Annotated in this window: 3 protein-coding genes; all 3 read left to right on the plus strand. The window is 72.0% G+C overall.

The window, feature by feature from the left end:
- The coding region (locus ABS772_RS13000; protein WP_350395076.1) for a UDP binding domain-containing protein at positions 1-185 on the plus strand (185 nt) is incomplete at its 5' end.
- A gap of 521 nt (positions 186-706) precedes the next feature.
- Positions 707-8,113, plus strand: a complete 7,407-nt coding sequence (locus tag ABS772_RS13005) for an SDR family NAD(P)-dependent oxidoreductase (protein WP_350395078.1) — start codon at positions 707-709, stop codon at positions 8,111-8,113.
- A complete protein-coding gene (locus ABS772_RS13010) occupies positions 8,110-9,486 on the plus strand; it encodes an aminotransferase class I/II-fold pyridoxal phosphate-dependent enzyme (RefSeq protein ID WP_350395080.1) in 1,377 nt (458 codons plus the stop codon). Before ABS772_RS13005 ends, ABS772_RS13010 begins: the two co-directional genes overlap by 4 nt.
- The last annotated feature ends 108 nt before the right edge of the window (positions 9,487-9,594 follow it).

The following is a 9,594-nucleotide window of genomic DNA, read 5'->3' on the forward strand; positions in this document are numbered from 1 at the left end:
ATGCCTGCGCGGAAGGGGCGGACGCCCTGGTGATCGTGACGGAGTGGAACGCGTTCCGCGCGCTGGATCTGGCGCGGCTGAAGGCGCTGATGGCCGCCCCCGTCCTCGTCGACCTGCGCAACGTCTACGCGCCGGCAGAGGTCGTCCGCCACGGCTTCGCCTATGCCGGCATCGGGGTTGCATGAGGGCGACCGCCGATCCGCCACCGATCCGGGGGCATTTTCGAAGCCGTCTCATCTGATCAGCAGGACCGCTGCAACTTGCAAGCGCAGCAACCCGGCAGCTCACGCCGAAATCGATCTCAAGGGAAGAGCGAAAAAGATAACCTAAAATCCTCGGCAATATTCGCAAGTTCTTCGCCACATTCGCGGCGAGACGATGGCAATTTGCGAACGCGACCCAACATTCCCGACTGATATTTGTTGGTCTCGGCATTTCGCCGCTTTTTGGCCATCAACGATTCACTGATGAATACGTGCCACACAATCTCCCAATCTCTCTGGATTAAGAGAGGGGTTGCAGCCAAGCGGGTTGGACGGTCCTGTCGGTCAGATTAAGAGTGCCTCTTAAAACCTCCGGTCGTCGGCCGCCCTCCATAGGGGCGCCGCTGTGAAAGCCGAGGTTTCACGAGACATTCGCGGTGCGGGGGAAATGCCCGCGTCGGACGGACCCCCGGTCCCTGCCTCACGAGCGTAAACGGATCGACGTGACTCACCGCAAGAACATCGCGATCGTCGGCCGCGCCTGCCGCCTGCCCGGGGCTCAGAACGTCGAGGGGCTCTGGCAGCTTCTCACGGAGGCGCGCTGCGCCGTCTCGCGCATCCCCGAGGACCGCTGGTCGCTTCAGGCCTTCGGCCACCCGCGGGCGCAGGAGCGGGGCAAGAGCTACACCTGGGCCGCGGGCGTGCTCGACGACATCTGGTCGTTCGATCCGGGCGTGTTCGGCATCTCGCCGCGCGAGGCCGAGCAGATGGACCCGCAGCAGCGCATGCTGCTGGAACTGACCTGGGAGGCGTTCGAGGATGCGGGCCTGCGGCCCTCGTCGGTCGCGGGCAGCCATATCGGCGTGTTCGTCGGCGCCTCGGCGCTGGATTACGGCAACCTGCGCATCCTCGATCCGTCCTCGGGCGACGCCTACGCCGCCACCGGCAACACGCTCTCGATCATCTCGAACCGCATCTCCTACATCTACGACCTGAAGGGGCCGAGCTTCACCCTCGACACCGCCTGCTCGTCCTCGCTGGTCGCGCTCAACGCCGCGATCGCGGCGATCGAGGCGGGTCAGGTCGACACCGCCGTGGTGGCGGGCGCCAACATCCTGGCGAGCCCGTTCAACTTCATCTCCTTCTCCAACGCGCAGATGCTCTCGCGCACCGGCCTGTGCCAGGCGTTCTCGTCGACCGCCGACGGCTATGTGCGCGCTGAGGGCGGCGTCGTGCTGATCCTGCAATCGGCCGAGGCCGCCGCCCGCAGCGGCCGGCCCCTGCGCGGCGTGATCGCGGCGAGCGGCGTCAACTCGGACGGCCGCACCACCGGCATCTCGCTTCCCTCCGGCCACGCCCAGGGCGCGCTGCTGGAGCAGGTCTACCGCGAGGCGGAGATCGACCTCGACCGGATCGCCTTCGTCGAGGCGCACGGCACCGGCACGCCGGTGGGCGACCCGATCGAGGCCGGGGCGATCGGCTCCAAGCTCGGCAAGCCGCGGCGGGCGCCGCTGCCGATCGGCTCGATCAAGACCAATATCGGCCATACCGAGCCGGTCTCGGGCCTCGCCGGCCTGTTGAAGGCGAGCCTCGCCCTCGAGAACGACCTCCTGCCGCCCTCGCTGCACGCGCCCGAACTCAACCCCGAGATCCCGTTCGAGACGCTGAAGCTCGCGGTCAACCGCGCGCCGCTGCCGCTCGCCCGCACCGGGGACGAGCGCTTCGCCGGCGTGAACTCATTCGGCTTCGGCGGCACCAACGCCCACGTCGTGCTGACCGACCCCGCCCCCGTCGCGGCGGTGGCGAACGCGGACCGCGCCCCCGAGATCCTGCTGCTCTCGGCCCAGAGCCGCGCGGCGCTGAACGACCTCGCCCTCGACTACGCCGCGCGCCTCGACGGCGCCGCGCCGGACGAGGCCGCCCGCGTCGCGGCCGCCGCCTTCCACCGCCGCGAGCGCCTCGCCACGCGGCTCGCCCTGCCGATCGGCGCCGAGACCGACATCCCCGCCACCCTGCGGGCGCTGGCCGAGGGCGAGGAGACCGAGGCGGCCGTCATCGGCACCGCGGTCGAGCGCCAGGCCGAGGTCGCCTTCGTCTATTCCGGCAACGGCAGCCAGTGGGTCGGGATGGGCCGCGAGGCCTACGAGGCCAGCGCGACCTTCCGCGCCCGCTTCGATCAGACCGACAAGCTGTTCGAGAAGCTGTCCGGCTGGTCGCTGAAGGAGGCGATGTTCGCCGAGGATCTCGACGCGCGCCTCTCCCTCACCCGCGTCTCGCAGCCGCTGATCTTCGCGATCCAGAGCGCCTCGACCGCGGCCCTGCGCGCCAAGGGCCTCGCCCCCCGCACCGTGCTCGGCCACAGCGTCGGCGAGATCGCGGCCGCGGAGGCCGCCGGCATCCTGAGCCTCGAACAGGCGGTGCGGGTCATCTTCTACCGCAGCAAGCATCAGGAGACGACGCGGGGCTTCGGCACCATGGCGGTGCTGCTCGGACCGGTCGAGGAGATGGAGGCGTTCCTCGCCGACTACCCCTCCCTCGACATCGCCGCCTACAACAGCCCCAAGGCCATCACCGTGGCCGGCCCCGAGGACGACATCGAGGCCGCGATGAAGGCGCTGGCGCGCAAGCGCCGCCGCGGGCGCAAGCTCGACCTCGAATACCCCTTCCACGGCCGGCTGATGGACCCGACCGAGCGTCCGCTGCTGCGCGACCTCGACGGTCTCAAGCCTGCCGCCGGCCATACCGCCATGGTCTCGACTGTGACCGGCACGGTGCTGCCCGGCGCCCAGTTCGGCGCCGGCTACTGGTGGCGCAACATCCGCGAGCCGGTGCGCTTCTGCGAGGCGCTGCAGGAGGCGACCCGCCAGGGCGCCCGCGTCTTCGTCGAGGTCGGCCCGCGCGCGACCCTGCTGCCGCATATCGGCGACGCCATCGAGCCGCTCGCCATCGAGGTCGCCTCGGTCGGCGTGATGCACCGCAAGCCCGTCGGCGGCGATCCGATCGCCAAGGCGGTGGCCGCCGCCCTCGTCGCCGGTGCCGCCGTCGACGAGGCGCGCCTGTTCGGCGCCGACCCGGCGGGCGTCATCGCCCTGCCGCTCTATCCCTGGCAGCGCCGCCCGTTCCGCCTCGCCGAGACGACGGAAGGCGCGGGCGCCGCGCCGCGGCCCTACCACCCGCTCGCCGGCACCCGGCTCGCGCCCGACGGCCTCGAATGGCACGGCCATCTCGACGCGGCGCTGGTGCCGGAACTCGACGACCACCGCATCGACGGCCAGGTGATCCTGCCCGGCGCGGCCTTCGTCGAGATGGCGCTGCACGTCGCCCGCCAGGCGCTGCGCTCCGACAGCGTGACGCTCGCCGACGTCGAGATCCTGTCGCCGATGGTCTTCGCCGAGGATTCGCTGCGCGAGGTGCTGGTGCGCCTATCCGGCTCCGGCAACCAGATCCAGATCCTCAGCCGTCCCCGCCTGACCCCGACGCCGTGGCAGCTCCACGCCTCGGCCAAGATCATCGAGGGCGATTTTTCCGCACCCGCCGCTCGCGATCTCACGATCCCCGCCGAGCATGCGATCGCGGGCGAAGCGCTCTATCGCCGGGCGCTCGCCTCCGGCCTCGGCTTCGGCGAAAACTTCCGGCAGGTCGCGGCCTCGGCCCGCATCGACGAGACCACCATCGTCTCCGAACTGCTCCCGGCCGAGGCCGACGAGCGCTACGGCCTCGTGCCCGCGCGCCTCGATTCCTGCTTCCACGGCCTGATCCTGCTCTTCGCCGAGCTGATGGGCGAGGGCGCCACCAAGGCCTACGTGCCGGTGCGCTTCGGCGAGGTGCGCCTGCTGCGCCCCGGCGCCGCGATCGCCCGCGCCGAGATCCGCACCCGGCGCTGCAACGAGCGCTCGATCCTCGCCGACTTCACCCTGACGGACGCGGACGGCGCGGTGATCGCCACGATCCGCGAGGGCCGTTTCCAGGCCCTGCGCGCCCGCAGCGGCAGCGATCTCGACGCCTACGCCATCACGCAGGGCGTCGAGCGCGCCACCGAGCCGACCGCCCTGCCGCTGGAGCGCCGCCCGAGCGTGGCCGAGCGCCTGCGCCCGAGCCTCGCCGCCGTGACCGCGCCGGACACGGCCGATCTCGGGCCGGGCCACCTGCTGCTGGAGGGCTGGGCCACGGCGCTCGCCTACCGTCTGGCCGAGGGCCTGTCCGAGAAGGGCAAGGTGATCCTCGACACCCGCCTGCCCGCGGCGCTGCGTCCTTGGGCGACCAACGCCCTCTACGCGCTCGAGAGCAGCGGGCTCGCGACGCTGGACAAGGGCATCTGGCGCCTGCGCCGGGACGTGACCCTGCCGGCGCCCGAAGAGACCATGCGCTGGATCGCGGCCGACCATCCCGAACTGGCCGCCGAACTGGTGCTGCTGGCCGACACCACCGCCCTCGTCGGGCGCATCGTGGCGGGCGAGGCGGTGAGCGCGGCGAGCCTGCCCCCGGCGGCGCTCGACGCCTTCCACCTGCGCGGCGCCACGGCGCGGGCCGCCGCCGAGGTCGTGGCAAAGATCGTGGCGGAGAGCCGCGAGCGGCTGCCGTCCGACCGGGCGCTGCGCATCCTTCAGGTCGGCTTCGGCCCGCTCTCGGCCCGCGCCGCCGCGCTCGCCCGAGAGGTCGACGCCCGCCTGACCGTGCTGGAAACCGACCGGCGGCTGGCCGAGCGCGCACGCCTCGGCCTGCCGGGCTCGGTCACCGTGGCAGAGGCCGCCGACGCCCTGCCGGCCGGCGCCTTCGACCTCGTGCTGGCGAGCGACGTGCTGCACCGGTCCGACAAGGCCCTTCCGGGCCAGCTCGCCGCGGCGCTCGCCTCCGGCGGGCTGCTGGTCGCGGTCGAGCCCGGCGCCTCGCTGTTCCGCGACCTCGTCTTCGGCCTCGCGCCGGACTGGTTCGAGGAGGCGGTCGCCGGCATGCCGCTCTCGCGCCTCGACGACGTGACGGGCTGGCAGCGCACCCTGAGCGCCTCGGGCCTCGTGCGCGTCTCCGCCGACCGCGCGGTCTCCGCCAACGGCGACGACCTGCTGCTGGTGGCCGAGGCTCCGGTGCGCCCGGCGGTCGGCCACGGCCAGAGCTTCGCCTTCGTCGTCGGCTCCGACGACGAGTTCGGCGCCGAGACCGCCTCCTCGCTGGCGACCCTGCTGGTGGCGAGCGGCGTCCACGTCTCGATCATCCTCGATTCCGAGCAGTCGCTCATGGAGCTGGAGCGCGAGACCCCGGACACCGTGGTGTTCCTGGCCGGCGCCTTCGCCGGCGAGGGCGAGGCGGCGAGGCGCCTGCGCGACCGCTGCCTCAGCCTGAAGCGCTGCGCCGAGCATCTCGGCAGCCGCCAGACCCGTCTCTGGGTCGTCGCCCCCGGTGCCACCCGCGACGCGGGCGGCGAGGCGGCCGCGGTCGAGGCCGGCGTCTGGGCCTTCAGCCGGACGCTCGCCAACGAGGCATCGAACCTCGACGTGCGCCGGATCGACCTCGCTCCGGCCCTGTCCTCCAAGGACGCCGCCGAGCGGCTGCGGGCGCTCATCCTGTCGGGCACCGACGAGACCGAGATCGTACTCGACGCCGACGCCACCCGCGTCGTGCGCTTCCATCCCGGCCGCGCCGCGAACGCGGCGGGCGAGGCGGCTCCGGCCGCCCGGCTGGAGCGCTCCAACACCGGCGGCCTCAACGAGATGGTCTGGGGTCCGGCCGAGCGCGCCGCCCCCGGTCCCGGCGAGGTCGAGATCGCGGTGGCGGCCACCGGCCTGAACTTCCGCGACGTGCTCTGGGCGCTCTCGATGCTCCCGGAGGAGATCCTGGAGGACGGCTTCGCCGGCCCCCGCCTCGGCCTCGAAGTCTCCGGCCGCGTCACCGCCATCGGCGCCGGCGTGGTCGATTTCGCGGTGGGCGACGCGGTCGTCGCCTTCGCCCAGTCGGGCTTCGCCACCCACGTGGTGGTGCCGGAAATGGTCGTCGCGCCGATGCCGGCCGGGCTCGATCCGGCGGCGGCGGCGACCGTGCCGGTCGCCTTCCTCACCGCCTACTACGCGCTCTGCACCTGCGCCCGCCTGCGCAAGGGCGAGTGGCTGCTGGTCCATGGCGGCGCCGGCGGCGTGGGGCTCGCCGCGCTCCAGATCGCCAAGTGGAAGGGCGCGCGGGTCATCGCCACCGCCGGCTCGCGGGAGAAGCGGGCGCTGGTCGCCGCGCTCGGGGCCGAGCACGTGCTCGATTCGCGCTCGCTCGCCTTCGTGGACGACGTCCGCCGCATCACCGGCGACGGCGTCGACGTGGTGCTCAACTCGCTGTTCGGCGAGATGATGGAGCGCTCGCTCAACTGCCTGCGGCCGTTCGGGCGCTTCGTGGAACTGGGCAAGCGCGACTACGTCGCCAACACCCATATCGGCCTGCGGCCGTTCCGCCGGAACCTCTCCTATTTCGGCGTCGATCTCGATCAGGTGCTCCAGCACCAGGGCGAGGACGGCGCGCGGATGTTCCGCGAGGTGATGGCGCTCTTCGCGGACGGGGGCCTGCGGCCCCTGCCCTACCAGCCGTTCGCCGCCGACGAGACCTCCGACGCCTTCCGCCTCATGCAGCAATCGGGGCATGTCGGTAAGATCGTCGTCACGCCGCCCGCCCCCGGCTCCGTGGCGCGGGTCCGGCGCAACGCCTTCGCGGTCAGCGACAAGGGCGTCCACCTCGTCACCGGCGGCCTCGGCGGCTTCGGCATCGAGGCGGCGCGCTGGCTCGCCGATCGCGGCGCCAAGCGCATCGTGCTCGTCGGCCGCTCCGGCAAGCCGAACGAGGAGGGCCGCGCGGCCATCGCCGACCTCGCCAAGCAGGGCGTGCGGGTCGAGACGAAAGCCTGCGACATCACCAGCCGCCGCGCGGTCGAGTCGCTGATCGACGGCATCGAGACCGGGGGCAACAAGCTCGCGGGCGTGATCCACGGCGCCATGGTGCTGCAGGATGGGCTGATCTCGGCGATCGAGACGAACACGCTGGAGGCGGTGATCGCCCCGAAGGTGATCGGCGCGCAGCATCTCGACGCGGCCACGCGTGGGCGCAAGCTCGACTACTTCGTGCTGTTCTCCTCGGCCACGACCTTCATCGGCAATCCCGGCCAGGGCTCGTATGTCGCCGCCAACGGCTTCATGGAGGGGCTCGCCCGCCAGCGCCGCCGCCTCGGCCTGCCGGCGCTCGCGGTCGCCTGGGGCGCCATCGGCGATGTCGGCGTGCTCGCCCGCAACAAGGCGGTGATGGAGACGCTGTCCTCCCGCGTCGGCGTCACGCCGATGGAGGCCCGCCTCTGCCTCGACCTGATGGCCGAGGCGCTGGAGGGCCAGACCGGCGCGAGCGACGCGGGCGTGATCGCGATCGCCGCGATGCACTGGGGCAAGGCGCGCGAGCGCCTCGCCACCCTGCGCTCGCCGAGCTACGCCAGCCTCGGCGGCGACCAGCAGGCGGAATCCGGCAGCGTGGCCGCCATCAATATCGGCGTGCTGCTGCGGTCCCAGGACATCGACACGGTGCGAAAAGTCGTCTCCGACGCCATCGTCGAGGACATCGCCCGCATCCTGCGCCTGCCGAAGGACGACATCAGCCGCGTGCGCCAGCTCTCCGAGATCGGCCTCGATTCGCTGATGGGCGTCGAGCTCGGGGCGAGCCTGCAGGAGCGCTTCGCCCTCGACGCGCCGCCGGCCGGCATCTCCTCGGGGCTCACCGTCAACGAGCTGACCGAGACCCTGATCCAGGCGGTGGCGACGCCGGTGGACGAGGCCGCGGGCGTCACCCTGAGCCTCGCGACCAAGCATGTCGGCGACCTCGACGCCGCCACGCTCACGCCGTTCAACGAACTCGTCGAGAAGAACGTCTCGGACATCAAAGAGATCTTGCAATGACCCAGCCGTCACGCCCGCAGGACGGCCGGGCCGCACTCGCGAGCTTCGTCACCAACCGGCTCGGCCGCGCCAACGCGCGGCCCAGCCCCGCTCCCGCCGAGACCAGGGCGCCCGTCGCCAACGAATCGGCCCAGGATTTCGAGAAGCTGACCGGCTACCGCGAGCTGCGCCTGCAGCGCTCGGCCGCCGACCTGATCGGCCTCGGCAACCCGTTCTTCCGGGTGCACGAGACCCGCGCCGGCGCGCAGACCCGCATCGAGGGCCAAGCCTACTCCAACTACTCGTCCTACGATTACCTCGGCCTCAACGGGCACCCGGCGGTGAGCGGGGCGGCGCGCAAGGCGATCGAGGCGTTCGGCACCTCGGCCTCGGCGAGCCGCATCGTCGCGGGCGAGCGGCCCGGCCATCTCAAGCTGGAGCGGGCGCTCGCCGCCCATTACGGCACGGATGCCTGCGTGATCATGGTGAGCGGCCACGCCACCAACGTCACCGCCATCGGCGCCATGCTGGAAGCGCCGGACGTGATCTTCCACGACGCGCTGATCCACAACAGCGTGGTGACGGGCGCGCAGCTCTCCGGGGCGCAGCGCCGCTCCTTCGCCCACAACGACCCGGCCGCCCTCGAAAAGCTCCTGGAGGCGACCCGCCACGAGCACCGCCGCGCGCTGATCGTGATCGAGGGCCTCTACAGCATGGACGGCGACGCGCCGGACCTGGCCGCCTTCGTCGAGCTGAAGCGGCGCTACGAGTGCTGGCTGATGGTGGACGACGCCCACGGCCTCGGCGTGCTGGGCCGCACCGGCGCCGGCCTGCACGAGCATTGCGGGGTCGATGCCGCCGAGGTCGATATCTGGATGGGCACGCTGTCGAAGACGCTGTCCTCCTGCGGCGGCTATATCTGCGGTCCCTCGGCGCTGATCGAGTACATGAAATGCACCGCGGGCGGCTTCGTCTACAGCGTCGGCATGTCGCCGCCGCTCGCCGCCGCGGCCGAGGCCGCCCTCTCGGTGATGCAGGCCGAGCCGGAGCGGGTGGAGCGCCTGCGCCGCAACGGCCACCAGTTCCTGGCGCTCGCCAAGAAGCACGGGCTGAACACCGGTTCGAGCCTCGGCCTCGCCGTGATCCCGATCATCATCGGCGATTCGCTCAAAGCCGTGACGCTCTCCGACCGTCTGTTCAAGCGCGGCATCAACGTCCAGCCGATCATCCACCCGGCGGTGCCGGAGCGCTCCTCGCGCCTGCGCTTCTTCATGACCTCCGAGCACACGCCGGAGCAGATCGCTCAGACGGTGGCCACGGTGGCGGAGGAACTGTCCGCGCTGGAGACCGGCGCGACGCTGATCGAGCAGTTGATGGCGCGCCGGGGGGCGTAAGGTCTCTCGTCACCCTCCCCCCTCTGCGGGGGAGGGTGCCCGCGCGAGCGGGCGGGAGAGGGGGCGGCTCAGGTCTTTCCGGAAGCGGCGCTCCCCTCACCCGACCCC

This window comes from Methylorubrum podarium (genome assembly GCF_040270385.1).
Lineage (GTDB): Bacteria > Pseudomonadota > Alphaproteobacteria > Rhizobiales > Beijerinckiaceae > Methylobacterium > Methylobacterium podarium.